This window comes from Sphingopyxis sp. DBS4 (genome assembly GCF_024628865.1).
In the GTDB taxonomy this organism is placed as follows: Bacteria; Pseudomonadota; Alphaproteobacteria; order Sphingomonadales; family Sphingomonadaceae; genus Sphingopyxis.
On sequence record NZ_CP102386.1, the window covers coordinates 195059 to 210745 of the forward strand.

A 15687-nucleotide genomic window follows, 5' to 3' on the forward strand; every position below is an offset into this window, starting at 1 on the left:
ATGGAACTTTCGTATAGTCATTCGCGCAGCCAACAGGTTCTGCGCCAGCGGAACATCCTGGCGATCGTCGCCGTCGGGCTCGGCGCGCTGACCCTATTGCTGTTCATCGTCACCGTATCGCGGGACCGGGAAGTTGTGCTGCAGCCCATCCTGCGGTCTCCCGTCACGGTGAGTTCGGCGGGCGTCTCGCGCGAATATCTGGAGATGATCACCCGGGATACCGTGGTGCTCACCCTCAATCGCAGCCCGCAGAACCTCGAATACTGGATGAATTCGGTGCTCGCCATCACGGCGCCGTCCGCCCAGGGCAAGATCAAGGCCGACTTGCTGAAGATCGTCAACGAACAGCGGGGATCTTCGATCTCCCAGTTCTACACCATCGAGAAGATGGAGCTCGACACGAAGAACCTCCGTTCGGAGGTGACGGGCAGTCTGCACACCATTGTCGGCAACAAGGTCATTTCGAACGAGCGTCGGACGTTCCGGTACGACTGGGAATATTCCGGGCTGTCCCTGAAGCTGATCGGCTTCGGCATGGTGGTGGCCGAGCAGGGGAAGGAAAAATGATGTCGGTCTATGTCATCGGCAGTGCCGCCGCCGGCACCGCCTTCCTTTCGCGCGTCCACTGCCATTTGAGTCGCTGCATGGGCGTGGGACTGGTGGCCATCGCCATGCTTCTCGTCGCAGAACCGGCGAGGGCGGACCAGACGATCATGGCGTCGGACAGCGCCCAGGTCGACTGCCAGGCATCGGCCAAGGATCTTACGCGCATCAGCCTTGTCGAGGATGAATTCGCGTCGGTCTCGAAGATCTCGACCGGTAACCCGATGGATGACTTCTCGGTCGTCAACGAGCCTGTCCGCGGCGATATCTACCTGTCCGTTCCTGACGGATTTGTCCGGAGCGCCCTTTCGTTCTTCGCCACGAGCAAGCGCGGTTACGTCTACAAGTTCGTGTGCCGGATCGGGGGCGACCAGGCCGCGCAGGTCTTTGTCTCCAATCCGGCGATCGCGAACGAACGGACCGCGGAAAATGGTCCTGCGGAAAGGCTCGGGCCGCGTGATGCCGCCGTCGAGCTTGTGCAGGCGATGTACTCGAATGCGGTCGCTGACGGCTATGAGATGCGTCAGCGCGCCCTGCGACCGGTCTATGTCGGCACGCTCAAGGTGCAGATGATCGCCGAATACCGCGGCTCGGATCTCACCGGCAAGGTTTTGCGCATCGAGAACAAAGGCGCGTCCGAAATCGAGCTGACCGAAGCCATGGTCGCTCCCGCCAGCGCGTTGGCCGTGTCGATCGCCGAGGGCCGGCTCGCTCCGGGCAAGGTCACGACAGCCTACCTCGTCTCCCAGAACGCCCAGACACAAAGGTGAGGACATGGCTCTTTCCGACTTCCTGAATCGCAAGCGCCCGCCCCTTGATGGCGGCACGGACGACGGCGTCTCCCCGCTTTCCGGCGACCTCGCCGGGAACGAGGAGGTTCGCAGGAAGCAGCGATTGCTGCTGGCCGGCGTGACCGGCGCTGGCCTCATCCTGTCCTCCTTCTGGATTTTCAGCGGCGACGGGGACAGCGAGAAGCTCGGAGAGGATGGTGTCAGCGAGGTCACCGTCTCGACCAAGGATCTGGTGAACCGCAACCTCTCCCAGCAGGAGTGGATGGCGCTTTCCGAAAACCGCTTTCAGTCGACCGAGAACCAACTCAAATCGATCGACGGGCAAAATCGCCGGCTCGAAATGCTCACCGCGCAGGTCGAGACGCTCAAGGGCCAGAACCAGGCGATGCAGGCTGATGGGCAACGCGTTCTCTCTGCGTATCAGGCGGAGAATGAGCAGTTGCGGCGGCAGATCAACGAGCGCCGGACCGCGCCTCCTCCGGCGCCTGGGCCGGCGGCGCTCTACGGCCCGAACGGCCCGCAGGCATACCAACGGCCTGACGGTGCGGCGGGTGGGCCGGGACGCGCAGCTGCGGGCGGGCCGAGCGAAGTGAAGCTGGTCAGCTTCTCAAGCGGTGAGACGGGCAATGCCACGCGGGTTGCCAAGGGCAACACTACGTATACCGACAGCGTCAACTATCTGCCGCCCAACAGCTTCGCACGGGCCAAGGTCATCGTCGGAGTTGACGCCAGTGCCGGCGTCAACAGCCAGACGGACCCGCTTCCTGTCGTCCTGCGCGTCACTGGCCCGGCCCGTTCGGTTTACCAGAACGGAAGGTTGCTCACGACCAGGATCGAGGGATGTCTCGTCAATGGCGCGGCGCGCGGCGACCTCTCGAGCGAGAAGGTCTATGTGAAACTGCAGAAGATGACGTGTCCGCAGCCGGGTGGCCGTTATGCGGTATCCGAGGTGAAGGGCTTCCTGGCCTTCGGCGGGAAGACCGGAGTGCGGGGCCGGGTCGTCTCCCGTGAAGGCTCGCTCGTCACCCAGGCGTTCATCGCGGGCCTTGCCGGTGGCTTTGGCCGCGGCTTCTCAGCGAACGCGAACAGTGTGTTCCAGGGAACCAACATCACCACCAACGGCCAGCGCGAGAAGCTTTCGACCGGCGAGATCCTCGAAGGGGGCTTTGGCGAGGGCATGGCCCAGACGGGCGACATGGTTTCGAAATATCTGATCGAGCGCGCCGAGCAATATCAGCCCGTGATCGAAATGCCGACCGGCATCGACGTCGAAATTGTCTTCTTGGAGGGTGTGTATGTCCGTAACTGACCGTCTCCGCTCGCTGACCTGGCGATCGCGCCTCCTGGTCGCGACCGTCACGGGTTTAAGCCTGGCTGGGATCGCGCTCGCTGCCGATGCGAGCAGTGCCGAGGATCGTGTCAGGGCCTTGTTGAAAACGCGGCTTCCCAAGACACCAGTAACCGCGATCGATTGCGGGAAAGTCGGCGGACTGTGCGAAATCACCGCGGGGGAGAACCTCTTCTATGTGGATTCCGGTGCCCGCTACCTCGTGATCGGCCGGGTCTATGACATGCAGACCAGGCAGGATATTACGGCGGCGCGGCTGCTCGAGATGAATCCCGACATGTTGGTCGGGTCCGCGGCGCGCGCGAATGCGCTGGCGCGTGGCGGTGAGGAGGAAGGCGCGCAGCAACTGGCAGCCGCGCCGGCGCGGGTTGAGCGTCCTGTCGCCTCTGCGCAAGCGCACAAGCTTTCGCTTTCTGGCTTGCCGCGGGAAGGCGCGATCGTCTGGGGCAATCCGTCGGGTCAGACCGTCACGGTTTTTTCCGACTTCCGGTGCGGCTATTGCCGTGCCCTGACGGGCGTTCTCAAGGACATGAACGTGCGGGTCGTTGAACGGCCGATCTCGGTGCTGGGCAGCCGGGATGTCGCCGACCGGGTCTATTGCGCCAGGAACCGCGAAGCCGCGCTTCATGCCGCCTATGCCGGCGAGCCGATCAAGGCGGGGCCTGCCTGCAACACGTCGGGTCTCGATGCGAACGAAGCCTTCGCGCGGCGGCACGGGCTCAGTGGCACGCCGGTGATCGTGCGCGGCGACGGGGCGGTGCTCGAAGGGTATCGGCCGCGCGCTTTCCTTGAGAAGTGGCTCAAGGAGGCGCAGTCATGACCAAGATCGCGTTCCGACGCCGGCGCCTGTCGTTGGTTTGCGCCCTCACGCTGTGCAGTGCTGTGGCGCTCAGTGGCTGCGCGACATTCGGCGGCAACATCCGCGGTGATTTTTCCTGTGCCGCGCCCGATGGCATCTGCGCCCCGAGTTCGACCATCGATGATCGCGCGCTTGCCCTGATTTCCGCCGAAGCGGGCGATGGCGATGCACTTCCCGCAGGAAACACCCCGCGCGGTTCGGCGGGCCGGGTCAATCGTGCCGCCGCGCCGCAAGCGGCCAGGATCGCTGCGGCTGACCCCGCCCGGACGCGCGAAAAGGTGCTCAGGATCGTGTTCCAGCCCTATATTGATGAACGGGGCCGGCTGCATGAGGCCAGCGCTGTCCGCGCCGTCGTCGCGAGCGGTGAGTGGCAACAGGCGCTTGGGCAAGCTGTGGTATCCGGCACCCGCCTGAATTATGGGCTCGGCAGCCCCGAGACGCTCGCCGATGCGGTCGATCGCGTAGACCCGCCGGGAGGCACAGCCGCTGCCATCGATTCGGATGTCCCGGATCCGGCGGTGGTCGCTGCTGCCCGTGTACGAAAACCCGATCCTGTCGAAGCGATAAAGGCAGATGTCGCGACCCGCCTCGCTCCCAAGGCAGGTAGCGCACCTGCCGCCGCGACGGTGGATGGTGCAGCGCATCCATCGTCTGCGGCCGTCTCGCCGGCGCATCCGACCCCCGCGGGTGCGTCGGCGAACGGGAGTGGCGCGACCGTGCCGGGTTCTGAAAAGCCTCAGACGGGTATCTCCACGGCGGGCGCCCAAGCGGTCGGGCGCGTGAAGGGCGATCCCGCCTATCAAGGGATCGCAGGCTCCGTCGCGCAAGGCGCGCGCGATGCGGCTGCCCAGAGTGGCGCCGTGCCGGCCGCGCCCGTGGTGTCAGCCCCGACGATCCGTGCGGCCAATTTCCCGGCCGGCGTGCAGGAGGATAAGTGAGATGGCGGGCAAAGCCGGTATTTTCGAGAGCCTGATGTCCGGCATTCTCGGCGACAGCCGGCGGCCTGATTCCGATCGGCCCGAACTTGGCGTTCCCATGCTGGCTGACTGGCTGCCCTATCGCAGCTTCGATGCCAAGACGGGCATTTTCTACAACAGCGCATCGCGAGGCTTCGTCATCGAGGCGGCCCCGCTGATCGGTGCGGACGAGCGCACGGGCGAGATTCTTACCCAGTTCCTGTCTGAAGCGATCCCCGCGCCCGGCTGCCTTCAGTTCCACCAGTGGATGAGCCCGCGCGTATCGGAGCGCCTCTCGCGCTGGTATCTTCCGCGCTATGCGGCCCGCGGCGTCTATGAGCGTATGGCCAAGCATCGGGTGGACTTCCTGACCGACGGTGTCTGGCGTTCGCTGTCAAACGATGCGCCCTTTTCTCTGCGCAACCACCGCGTGGCGATTTCCTATTCAACGCCGGAAGCATCGAGCGTGACGGTCGAAGAGATCGTAGCCGTCATGGATGGTCTGATCTCGGCACTTGCATCGATCAATGTGTCTGCCCGCAAGATGGATCCAACCGATCTGATTGGCTGGGTCGATGATATCACCTCGCCGACCACCGCGGCGGGCGAGGATGTGGTCAACTACAATCCGCTCGATCCCATAGCGGACCAGGCCGTGCGCCGCGATGTTGAGCTCCACATCGAGCCCGACCGCATGCTGCTGCGGACCGAGCGATTCCGGCCGACCGGACACACGGTGGACAATGCACCGGAAATCGGTGAGATCCTGCCCGACGTCTTTGACGTCCGCTCCTTTTCGGTCCGCAATCTCCCGGTGCGGTGGGCGCCCTGGGACGTGGCGCGGCTGATCGGCGACATGTTCACCGACAAGCTGCGCATGCCGTGTCCGGTTGCGACCAACCTGTGCGTCGAATTCCCGGACCCGCTGGCATCGTCGAACAAGGCAAGCTTCAAATTCATGCGGACGACGAGCCTCGCCGATTCCAAGTCGGCCCGGTTCCTGCCGCAGCTGCGCGAGCAAAGCCAGGAATGGCGCTATGTGAACGACGAACTGCGTCAGGGGCGCAAATTGGTACGCGTTTTCTTCTCGGTCACGTCCTTTTCGCCCAAGGGCAGGGGTGACGCCAATGAACGGGTCCTGAAATCGGTCTACCGCGCGGCGGGCTGGGACCTGCTCGACGATCGCTACCTGCAGGTGATGGGGCTGCTCTGCGCCATGCCGATGACGATGGCGAATGGCCTCTCGCGGGATCTCGAGCGGATGAAGCGGATGCGCACGCTTCTGACGACCACGGCCGCGAACCTCGCGCCCATCCAGGGCGAGTTTCTTGGCGGCCAGGTGCCGCATCTCATGCTGATCGGACGGAGGGGGCAGCCTTTCTTCTGGTCGCCGTTCGAGAATGCGGCGGGCAACCACAATGTCGCGGTCTTCGGCAAGTCCGGGTCGGGCAAGTCTGTGACCCTTCAGGAGTTGTGCGCGTCGCTGTGCGGCGCAGGTGCTCGGGTCGTCGTGATCGATGACGGACGCTCCTTCGAGCATTCGGCAAAGCTCCAGGGCGGCGCTTTCGTGGAGTTCACGATGTCGTCGGGCTTCTGCCTCAATCCGTTCAGCATGATCGACGAGGAGTTGGCCGCGACCGACGAAGACTATCTGCTCGATTGCATGGCGATGCTCAAAGCCATCGTGAACCAGATGTCGCGCCACATCGATCGGCTGAACGATACCGAGCGAGGCCTCATCGATGGTGCCGTCAACAGCGTCTGGGCCGAGAAGGGCCGGCACGGGGCGATCGATGACGTGATCGCGGCGCTGGACGCGACCGGCAATGGGCTCGCCATGGATCTCGGTATCGCCATGCGGCCCTTTTCATCGGGCGGTACATATGGACGGTTCTTTCAGGGCGAGGTCTCGTTCGAGCTGTCCGCGCAGCTGACGGTATTTGAGCTTTCGGATCTGTCCTCCCGCGAGGAACTGCGGAGCGTTGTCCTGACCGCGATCATGTTCATGTCGCAGCAGATGATGCGCAAGGTCGATCGCGCGATCCCCAAAGCGCTGCTCCTCGACGAAGCGTGGCAGATGCTGCGCGGCGGCGCGATGGCCGACTTCATCGAGACCTATGCGCGCACCTGCCGCAAATACGGCGCCTCGCTGGTCACCGCGACGCAGTCGCTGAACGACTATTACAAGTCCGCCGGTTCCATCGCGGCGCTCGAGAATTCTGACTGGTTCGTCATCCTCCAGCAGAAACCCGAGACGATCGCCGATTTCAAAAAGCACGATCGCTTCGAGATGGACGATTATACCGATGCCCTGCTGCGGTCGCTCAAGATCAACGGCCGCGAATATTCCGATATCCTGATCAAGGGACCGGAGACACTGGCGGTCGGCCGCCTCGTGCTCGATCCTTTTTCGGCCACCGTCTTTTCCTCGAGTCCGGCAGTCTATGCGGCGATCGAGGGACTGGTCGCCCGGGGCCTCAGCATGGACGAGGCTATCGAGCGGGTCGCCTATCCCGAGAATCCGGAAAAATGGGCTTCTCACGACGATGGTGACATCGCCGAGGCCGCGGAGTGAGCCATGGGGACCATGAACCATCGAACGCAGGTCGCCGCGAGCAAGGCCGTTTCCCGGCCGGACTTTCGGGCGATGCTCTACTTCATTCTGCATCTGCTGGGTTTCACGGGATCGACGCTGCTGTTGACCTGGGGGGTTTTCACGCTTTTTTTCCTCGCCCTGGGCGGCTTCTCGCTCGATGGCTTGATGCACCAGCTCAACAACCTCGCGAGCCGCTACGTCGCTGCTTCTCCAGACCGGATCGCGTCATTCAAGACCATTTTCATTGTCGCGCACCTCGTGGTGGCAACCGGCCTGATCGTCCTGCGGCGGGAAAAAATAGTGCCCGCGATATTGCCCGAAGGAAACCCCGACCATGGCTGAACAGACCGAGCTTGACCTGCCCGATCCCGTGCCGCAGCCGACGCGGCGCGCGAAACGCGCGATTTTCGGGGGCTTCACACGCCTGCCAATGTTGATGGGCCTCATGGTCCTTGCCGCCCTGGTCTGGGGCATGTGGGTCACCAAGCTCTTGGTTACGCCGACGCAGGACCACATCGTATCCGCGCGCCTCTCCACCATTGTCGGCGAATATGTCCAGGCCCAGGCGCGATCGGCATCGCCGCCGGCGCAGGTTGAAGCGGAAATGCGCAAGTTCATGGCATCGCTCGACACCGAGCTGCAGCGGCGGAGCGCGAACGGTCAGATCGTCCTCGTCGGCGAGGCCGTCCTGACCAAGAACGTCCCGGACATCACCGACAAGCTCAGGCACGCCGTCTATGCCTCGGGCGTCGCTCGACCCAAACAGGCGTCGGCCATCGAACTGCAGCAGCTTGAGCAGCAAGCCATGCTCGCGGCACAACCACAGCAGGCAATGCCCGCGCAGCCCGCAGCGCCAACCGAATATCTCGATCCCATGGCGCCGGCACAGATGATGCCGTCCGTGCCGCCGGCAACCGGCCCGCAATATGGGCCGCCGTCCGCGTCCGTCTCAACCTTTGGAGGTCCCGATGGCAGCGGTGCTCAATGACGGGGCGGCTCGGCGCTGGCATCCTAATAGGAGGCTCTGGCTGCTGTTCGGGGTCCTTGTTTCAGGAAGCATGGCCTGGAAGGCGTTGGGGGATTGGCGCGATGACCATCTCTTTCTGATCAACACGACGGATTCCTTGCCGAACTGGGCGTTCCTCATCGATCGGGGGCGGTTGCCGGCAAAGGGTGAGGTCGTCTTTTTCGATCCACCGCCAAGCGCGCTCCTCCAGCGCCATTTCGGTCCTAAGCCAAGGATGTTCGGGAAGAGGGTCTATGGTGCGGCAGGCGACGTCGTCGGTCATGACGGCTTCGATGTCACGATCAATGGCGTGCCGGTTGTCCGGATGAAACCGTTCACGAAGGCGGGCGAGCCGCTGACCCCCGGCGCGACAGGGATCGTCCCCGAGGGTTGCTATTTCGCCGCCACGCCGCATCGCGACGGGTTCGATAGCCGCTACGCTGAAATTGGCTTTGTCTGTGCCTCCCAGATCATCGGAACGGGGGAGCCGGTCTTATGAAAGCAATCCTTACGGCAAGCGCGGCGATCATAGGCATGACCGTGGTGTCGCTCGCGGGGCCAATCCGCAGCGAAGCCAGGGATTACGGCCATGCCGGCCAGACCTTCCCCGTGATCGAGCCCGATCTCCTTTCGGCAATCGAGGGACGGCTGCGCCGCGCCGAAGCGAGCGGCGAGCTGGCGCGGATGAACGGGATATTCGCCAAGCGGGTCGAGCAGCGTGTCCGCAGACCGAAGCCCGTAGAGGGTATCACGCCGGCACGAACCGCGCGGAGCTGGGACTATGATCCGAGCATCGCGGTCGAACGGGACATTCGCGATCAGAAGGGCAATCTGATTGCGGCGGCTGGGCACCGGGTCAATCCGCTTGATTTCGTTGCGATCAAGCAGGACCTGGTCTTCGTAGATGGCGACGATGCCGCGCAGCTCTCCTGGGCAACGTCGCGCTATACCGACCTCAAGGCGAAGATCATCTTCGTGAACGGCTCGCCGATCGAGCAGATGACGGCGAAGAAGCGCCGCTTCTATTTTGATCAGGAAGGTCGGCTCAGCGCGACGTTCGGTATCGAGCACACACCCGCGGTCGTCAGCCAGAACGGCAAGACGATGCGAGTGTCGGAGGTCGTCCTGAAACCAGGGAGGCCTGGCTGATGCCATTATGGCTGGATATGCTGCGGACGCCCATGGCCGCTCCGGAGTCGACCAGGCTCAGGATCATGCGTCTGGCCTGGCTCTCGCTCTGCGTCTCGCTCGCCGTCGCGGTCATCCTCCTGGACCCGTTGCAGGATCAGCTGGGCAGGGCGGCGCCGTGCATGATCGCGCTCCTGCTGGCCGTGACGCTGACGCTTACCGTTGTCTATCTGCGCGCCAAGCAGCGGGCGGACACGGCCTATCTCGAGCATTTGGGAGAAAGAGAATGACGCGCGCCGTCCGATCGATCTTCGGCGCGCTGCTCATGGCGCTCTGTGCGTTGGCTTTTGCACCAAGCGCGCAGGCAGCCGGGCCGACATGCAACGGCAAATTCGTCAATCCGATCACCGATGTCTGCTGGTCCTGCCTCTTTCCGCTCTCCGTCGGTGGGCTGAAGATCTGGCCGAGCGGCCGCCCAGACACGAACAATCCGGCCTCTCCCATCTGCGCCTGCGCAGATCCGTTGCCACGTATCGGCATATCGGTGGGTTTCTGGGAGCCGGCGCGGCTTGCGGATGTTACGATGAAACCCTGGTGCTTCCCCAATCTCGGCGGGGTCCGCATCGCACCCGGTTTCGACATCGGCCAAGGCTATCTGGCAGGGCCCTCCATGGTCGGGGGGCGTTCGCAGAGCACGGCCAAGTGGCACGTTCACTGGTACGTCTATCCCCTGCTCTATTGGATGGAGATACTGACCGACTTCGTTTGCTTCGAGCAGGCGAGCTTCGACATCGCCTATATGACGGAAGTCGATCCGCTCTGGCAGGATGACTCGCTCGCCGCGCTGATCAACCCAGAGGCTATCATCTTCGCCAACCCGCTCGCCAAGGCGGCCTGCGCCGGCGATTGTATCGCCGGGACAGTGAACCTACCGCTTGACCAGCTTTTCTGGTGCGCCGGCTGTCAGGGCGGGATGTATCCCTTGAACGGAAACATCCCCGCCTCGATCGGCCATGTCCAGTCTTCGCGGCTCGCGCTGTCGCGCTTTGCCTACAAGATGCATCGCCAGGCGCTTGCCTGGGGCACGATGGGCTCGGCCGGTCTCTGCAAGAAATATCTGATGCCGGTGATGCGCAAGCAGCAATACCGGTTCCAGATGACCAATCCGATCCCGACCGTGAGCGGGCGCTTCGCCTGCTCTGCGATCGGAGCCTCGACCATGCCGCCCGATGCTGGCCGCGCCTATCCCGCTGGAGGTGAGGACATGGGCTATCTCGTCTGGCGCAAACGCAACTGCTGCGTGCTGTGAAGGAGGGGACGATGCGACTTCTCACCCTGGGCGCCGTTGGTCTTGTCGCTGCCGCCGGCATGACCGCGCTTCTCGCCCAGACCGTCGATGGGATCGATGTGCAGGCGATCAAGCAACGATCGACCGACCTGCAGGCCGATGCCCAGGCCTTCGTGGATCAGATCAAGGATCGCGGGGATGCCTTCCGCGAGGAAGCTGCGGCAGTGCGCGATGGGGGCATGGAGAACATGCAGCGCGTGGCGTCCACCGATCTACCCAAGGGACCGGCTGGTTCGATCGATTTTGACGAGATCGTTCAGGGGGCGGTGACGAACGCTGCCGCCGGAGGTGGGGAGGCGCCGCAGCTGATTGCGTTCGCGAGCCTGTCGATGCCGCCCAAGGCGCTGCGGCGGCTCATTCAGGACACGGCCAGGGCCGGGGGCGTCGTGGTGTTCCGCGGTTTCCCGAACAATTCGATGAAGGAGTTTTCGGAAAGACTCGGCAAGATCGTCGAGCGACAGGACGATTTCGCCAACATTGGTATCGATCCGAGGCTGTTTCGCGCCTTCGATGTCCAGGCCGTGCCGACATATATCGCGGTCTCTTCCGACTTCGACCTCTGCGCCGGCTTTTCTTGTCGGACACAAGTTCCGCCTTATGACCGGATGATTGGCAATGTGACCGTCGAATATGCGCTGACGTCGTTCGCGGACGGGAATGGGCCTGGCGCGCGCGTGGCCGCGGTGGGTCTGGCAAATCTTCGCAAAGCCCTGCCATGAGCGTTCGGGCGGCCCTGATTGCGTTGCTTGCGGCCCTTACGGTCGCCGCGCAGGCGGCCGCCCAGATGAGTGTCGAGGAAGCGCGCCAGGAAGGGCGATCGCTCGGCAATGAAAAGCGTCAGGACTCGACGCTCGTTCCCATCGATAATGCCCGGGCCGAAGCAGTGCCCGGCTATGGCGGGACCTCGCTGCCGCAAGGGGCCTATTTCAACAATCCTGAGCGGATGGAGGCAGAAGCCGCCGCGACGAGATCCTCCAACGAGCAGTACCGGATCACCACCGATGCTGACCGGACGCGGCCGACCTTCAGCAATACCGAAATCCTCGAGACGACGGCGCGCGCGACGGCCGTCGAGAATGATCCCTCGACCTTCCTAGCCGGTGAAAGCTACTCGGGCTCGTCCGGCACCTGCACGCCGCTGCCGCCCGCGACGGGCAGCGATGGCTACTACGAGACGAGCTGCAATGCCGGGAGCAAGGTCACGACCGACAATCGGACCTGTTCGATCAGTCTCGACGTGCGGTCTGAGACCCGGTCGATCTACACCTATTACGCGGGCCGACTAAGCTTCATGCCGGCTGATGGCGGCCCTTATCCGGCCCGTGCTGCGTTCGACGACGAGATCGCGTCGGGCGTCTGCTGGGAGAGCCGCCCAATCGACTATTGCGACAATATGAGCGCCTATGGATACACGGCGGCGGATACCTGCAAGAGCCTGGGCCACACCGCCGTCGAGGTCAAATGTACGGCTGAAGCCCAGGGGATTACACCAGGCGCCTATCATCCGGGTTATGTGCTCGCGACCGGAAGATATTGGCTGTCCCAGGTCGACGAGCCCACCGTGACCACCGTCACGCGTAATGAAGGCCAATGCGCATCGCTGGCGGCAGATTCGATGTGCGAGCAGCAAAGCGAAGTCTGCACATCAAGCGATCCCGTTACCCGGATCGTGAATGGTGTACCGGTCACCCAGCCATGCTGGGCCTGGGCGCGGACTTACGAGTGCAACCGGATAACCACTGGACACAACGACTGCGGTACGCTCGAGGCCAATGGCGCCTGCACCTATGTCCGAACCGAATGTCTCGATGAAGAGCCAAATGGCGCGTGTGCGGTGGAGGAGCGGGTTTATCGTTGTCCGACGCCCGGCAGTGCGGTCAGTGATGCGCCGCAATATATCTGTGGCGACGATGTCTACTGCATCAATGGCGACTGCGAACCGATTGTCCGCGAGGCGTCGACGGAGTTCAAGGACGCGCTGGTCGCGCTGCATGCGATCGATCGGGCGGGCAAGGAATTCGACGAGAATAACTTCACCGTTTTCCAGGGCACGCGCGAGACCTGCCACAAACCGGTGTTCGGCCTCATCAACTGCTGCGCCGGCAAGGTGTCCGGCCTGTTGACCGTCGGCGCCGGGGCGGCGGCACTGGCCGGTGGGCCGACCGCGATCGCGGCGATGGCAACTCCGTTCCTGACGCTCTTCGCGTGCTCCCAGAGCGAGATGAGGCTCGATATCAAGGACCGCATGGGCTTTTGTCACAAGGTCGGGACTTATTGCTCCTCAAGCTTTCTTGGCATCTGCAAGACCCGGCGCACGGCCTATTGCTGCTTCGAGAGCAAGCTCAGCCGGATCCTCCAAGAGCAGGGAAGGGTCCAGCTCGGAAAACCCTGGGGCGCCCCGAAGCGCGAGCAATGTCACGGATTCACGATCGAAGAGTTCGCGCGTCTCGATCTCTCGGTGATGGATTTCACCGAAGTCTATGCCGAGTTCGTGGATGCCGCGCGGCTTCCCGACGAAGTCGAGACCATGACCCAGATCCAGCAGAAGATTGAGGATTATTATGACCTCCACGGCACATGACACGGCTGCACACTCCGCCGGTCTGCGCCGGCCGTTGTTACTGCCCCGCCACCGTTCGCATTCCTCGTCGCGAACGGCCTCCTACCGGACCCATCATTCCCATTCCCTTCCGCGCTCCGTCCCTGCGCTTCGGGGGCTGTTCCCGAAAGGACGTCCATTGATGGTTAGAATATTGGCCGCGCCGCTCCTGGCGCTTTCGCTCGCCAGCATGGCGACGCCCGCTCTGGCGCAATCGCACGGTCCCTCTTCGGATGGCGTTGAGCGGCATGAGGCTCACGACGCCTTCTACTGCGCCGAACGCCGGCTGGGGCAGTGGTTCTATTGCAGCAAGCCCAAGCCAGCCGAGCAGGAAAAGGCGGCTGCGGTTCCGCCGCAGAGTTCGGTCGAGCGGATGGCTGCGATCACGCGCCAGCTCGATGAACTGAAGGCGCGTGCGATCCTGGAGCCGACCGACGAGAATGTGGTCGCCTATGTCCGGTTCCAGCGTGAACAGCTCGATCGCGCATCGACCTTTTCCGACACCTGGCAGCGCGCCCTGTGGCAGAACCCGGATCTCGACTACACGCTGCAACGCCCGGTCTCGACGGTGGGCAAGCGCGCCTGGCTCGACAATCGGCGTGCGGACCGCGATGCGGTGATGGCGAACCTCAGTCAGCGCTACGGCCTTTTCTATTTCTACGCGCAGAGCTGCGGCGCCTGCGACCTTTTCTCACCAATCCTGCGCTCGGTGGCGGACAGCCATCGCATGGCCGTGATGGCGGTTTCGATGGATGGCGGACCGAGCCGCGATTTCCCGAACTATGTCGTGGACGCTGGCCAGCGGGCGCGAATGGGGATTCCGGGCAATGAGACGCCGGCGCTGGTGCTCTTCGACACGATGACGCGGCGGACCATTCCGGTGGGCTACGGCATTCTGAGCGCCGACGAGATCATGGACCGCATTTTCGCGCTGACGAACACCAAGGTGGGGAGCGACTTCTGATGGGACGGGATCGCCGCAGCGGCCTTATGCGCCGCGCACTTCGCTCGACGGCAGGATGGATTGGCATGCTCGCCGCGGCCAATCTCGCCTTTATCGGCACGGCGCAAGCCGATGTCGCATCCGAGATGAACAACTTCTTCTCCGACGCCGGGGGAGCAGCCAATGTTACCGGGCCATCGGCGTTCCAGGGGCAGTCGGCTGGCTACTATTCGCTCGGCAATGTCTGGACGCGCTTTCCGCAGAAGAGCGTCCAGCCCTTCAATCTTCAGCTTCCCAGCGCACGCGCCGGTTGCGGCGGGATCGATCTCTTCAGCGGGAGTTTCTCGTTCATCAATGCGAGCGAGATCATTGCGATGCTCAAGGCGACCGCCAACAACGCGCTTGGCTTCGCCTTCAAGCTCGCGATCGATTCTGTGTCGCCCGAGATTGGCAAGGTCATGGACGAGTTCAGCCAGAAGGCGCAGCTCCTGAACCAGATGAATATCTCGAGCTGCGAGACGGCGCAGGCGCTGGTTGGCGGCATCTGGCCGCAGATGGAAACGACCCGCGCGACGATCTGTGAGGCGGTGGGCAACAGCCAGGGCGTCTTCTCCGACTGGGCGGCCGCGCGCCAGGGCTGCAACAACGGCAACCGGCGGGACGCGACGATCGCGGGCAATACCGACGCGTCGATGAAGGACCAGCTGGTTGGCGAACCACACAATTATACCTGGGAAGCCCTCAGAAAATCCGCCAAGTTCGGCGCCTTCGACAAGACTTTCTCGGAATATGTGATGACGCTTGTCGGCACGGTGGTGACGACGCCGTCGACTGATCCCAGCGTCGGCGGGAAGGTCGTGATGTTCGGGCCGGCGGAGGAAGCGGTGGTCACCGCGCTTCTCGACGGCACAGCCGATGCGCCGCCGGTCAAGATCCTGCGTTGCAACGACGAGAACTGCTACGACGTCGGCGAGCAGACGCTCTCGGTGCCCGCGTCTTCCGCGCTGCGGCCGCGGATCGCGACGATGATCCGGTCGATGAGCGACAAGATCCGCTCGGACACGCCGCTCGATGCCGCCGAGAAGCAACTCCTCAATCTCGCAACCGTGCCGATCTACAAGATTCTTAGCGTGCAGGCCTATGCGCATTACGCGCTGACGCAGGGCGAGATCGAGACGCTCTCCGAGATCGTCGCCGTCGACCTTCTATCGGCGATGCTCGACAACATGCTCGACCGGGTCGAGCAGGCGAAAGTCCATTACCAGACCTTCGACCAGGAGACGGCGGCGCAGTGGAAGCAGCAGATTGCAGCAACACGTGCGAAGTTCAGTCAGCGCGATGTCAGGCTGAACAACAAGCTGCAGGTGACGATGCAGATTATCAATCGCAGCGTCATGCTGGAATCGACGCTCCAGAATTCGATGTCACCGGGGATGGCCGCTGCGCTGAATTTCTCGCGCGGGCTCAATGCCCAGGGGTTGAACTAGGCGGCTGAACTAGACGCGGGGCA

The 15687-nt window shown here is 63.3% G+C and carries 16 protein-coding genes; all 16 read left to right on the forward strand.

The features are described 5' to 3' along the window. The 16 genes from NP825_RS22655 (at position 1) to NP825_RS22730 (ending at position 15664) form a co-directional block, all read left to right on the forward strand. Positions 1-567 (forward strand): type IV conjugative transfer system protein TraE, encoded by a 567-nt coding sequence (locus tag NP825_RS22655; protein ID WP_015460522.1) that lies wholly within the window; start codon positions 1-3, stop codon positions 565-567. Further along, positions 564-1373, forward strand: coding sequence for a type-F conjugative transfer system secretin TraK (locus tag NP825_RS22660; RefSeq protein ID WP_015460521.1), 810 nt, complete (start codon positions 564-566; stop codon positions 1371-1373). Before NP825_RS22655 ends, NP825_RS22660 begins: the two co-directional genes overlap by 4 nt. Before the next feature lie 4 nt (positions 1374-1377). Next, positions 1378-2703, forward strand: coding sequence for a TraB/VirB10 family protein (locus NP825_RS22665; RefSeq protein ID WP_015460520.1), 1326 nt, complete (start codon positions 1378-1380; stop codon positions 2701-2703). Next, positions 2690-3562: a DsbC family protein gene (locus tag NP825_RS22670; protein WP_015460519.1), complete on the forward strand. Its 873-nt coding sequence runs from the start codon at positions 2690-2692 to the stop codon at positions 3560-3562. Before NP825_RS22665 ends, NP825_RS22670 begins: the two co-directional genes overlap by 14 nt. Further along, a complete protein-coding gene (locus NP825_RS22675) occupies positions 3559-4539 on the forward strand; it encodes a TraV family lipoprotein (RefSeq protein WP_257551742.1) in 981 nt (326 codons plus the stop codon). Before NP825_RS22670 ends, NP825_RS22675 begins: the two co-directional genes overlap by 4 nt. A 1-nt stretch (position 4540) precedes the next feature. Then, positions 4541-7132 carry a type IV secretion system protein TraC gene (gene traC / locus NP825_RS22680; RefSeq protein WP_257551743.1) on the forward strand — a complete coding sequence of 864 codons (2592 nt, stop codon included), beginning with the start codon at positions 4541-4543 and terminating at the stop codon, positions 7130-7132. A 3-nt stretch (positions 7133-7135) separates the two neighbouring features. After that, complete coding sequence (locus tag NP825_RS22685) at positions 7136-7495, forward strand: hypothetical protein (protein WP_257551744.1); 360 nt, start codon at positions 7136-7138, stop codon at positions 7493-7495. Beyond that, positions 7488-8141 carry a type-F conjugative transfer system protein TrbI gene (locus NP825_RS22690; RefSeq protein ID WP_257551745.1) on the forward strand — a complete coding sequence of 218 codons (654 nt, stop codon included), beginning with the start codon at positions 7488-7490 and terminating at the stop codon, positions 8139-8141. The genes NP825_RS22685 and NP825_RS22690 overlap by 8 nt, the downstream gene beginning before the upstream one ends. Then, a complete protein-coding gene (locus NP825_RS22695; RefSeq protein ID WP_257551746.1) occupies positions 8122-8658 on the forward strand; it encodes a S26 family signal peptidase in 537 nt (178 codons plus the stop codon). Before NP825_RS22690 ends, NP825_RS22695 begins: the two co-directional genes overlap by 20 nt. Next, on the forward strand, positions 8655-9308 hold the full coding sequence (traW, locus tag NP825_RS22700) for a type-F conjugative transfer system protein TraW (RefSeq protein WP_041865626.1): 654 nt from the start codon (positions 8655-8657) through the stop codon (positions 9306-9308). Before NP825_RS22695 ends, traW begins: the two co-directional genes overlap by 4 nt. Then, entirely contained in the window at positions 9308-9577 is a 270-nt protein-coding gene (locus tag NP825_RS22705; RefSeq protein ID WP_015460512.1) for a hypothetical protein, read from the forward strand. Before traW ends, NP825_RS22705 begins: the two co-directional genes overlap by 1 nt. Continuing rightward, positions 9574-10596, forward strand: coding sequence for a conjugal transfer pilus assembly protein TraU (traU, locus tag NP825_RS22710; protein WP_015460511.1), 1023 nt, complete (start codon positions 9574-9576; stop codon positions 10594-10596). The genes NP825_RS22705 and traU overlap by 4 nt, the downstream gene beginning before the upstream one ends. An 11-nt stretch (positions 10597-10607) precedes the next feature. Then, positions 10608-11354 carry a type-F conjugative transfer system pilin assembly protein TrbC gene (trbC, locus tag NP825_RS22715; RefSeq protein WP_015460510.1) on the forward strand — a complete coding sequence of 249 codons (747 nt, stop codon included), beginning with the start codon at positions 10608-10610 and terminating at the stop codon, positions 11352-11354. Continuing rightward, a complete protein-coding gene (locus tag NP825_RS22720) occupies positions 11351-13216 on the forward strand; it encodes a conjugal transfer protein TraN (RefSeq protein WP_257551747.1) in 1866 nt (621 codons plus the stop codon). Before trbC ends, NP825_RS22720 begins: the two co-directional genes overlap by 4 nt. A 160-nt stretch (positions 13217-13376) precedes the next feature. Beyond that, positions 13377-14198, forward strand: coding sequence for a conjugal transfer protein TraF (locus NP825_RS22725; RefSeq protein WP_015460508.1), 822 nt, complete (start codon positions 13377-13379; stop codon positions 14196-14198). Positions 14199-14263: 65 nt separating this feature from the next. After that, a complete protein-coding gene (locus tag NP825_RS22730; RefSeq protein WP_257551748.1) occupies positions 14264-15664 on the forward strand; it encodes a conjugal transfer protein TraH in 1401 nt (466 codons plus the stop codon). The last annotated feature ends 23 nt before the right edge of the window (positions 15665-15687 follow it).